The 472-nt window shown below is 38.6% G+C and carries 1 protein-coding gene; it reads right to left on the reverse strand.

Going from position 1 to position 472, the window contains the following annotated elements; all coding sequences use genetic code 11:
• The coding region (locus tag KP705_RS21785) for a hypothetical protein (RefSeq protein WP_215765193.1) at positions 1-472 on the reverse strand (472 nt) is incomplete at both ends.

A 472-nucleotide genomic window follows, 5' to 3' on the forward strand; every position in this document is an offset into this window, starting at 1 on the left:
ATCCTATCGCAATCACGCATTAAATCATCCAACGTGTAGACAGTCTTAATGAACGGAACAGGATTAATTCCATGCGAATCCAAAGAATCAAAAACTAAACCAAGATAAGTTTCAAGCTGTTCATTCTTCTTCTGTAAATCTCTGAACGGCTTGCCCTTATCAAAACTTTTTTCGCGTTCGCTTTTCAATTCGTTCAATAGTGATTTTCGTGATTCATTACTTTTGTGAATTTTTGTTTTTAGTGATGAATTACTCGCTTTCAACTTCTCATTTTGATTCTTCAATAAATGAATTTCATTTTCACGAGACTTCGCACCATCATCAAAACGGCTTTTCGTGAATGACTCAGAAACCTGAACAACACCACCAGCAACAGCAGAAGAAACAGCACCAACCAACGTGCCAGCCTTCTCAAACTTTTCAGCCTTAGCTTTTGCAGCATCAACACGCTTTGCAACAGCACGACCATCAG

Source organism: Gluconobacter sp. P1D12_c (assembly GCF_018812105.1).
In the GTDB taxonomy this organism is placed as follows: Bacteria; Pseudomonadota; Alphaproteobacteria; order Acetobacterales; family Acetobacteraceae; genus Gluconobacter; species Gluconobacter oxydans_A.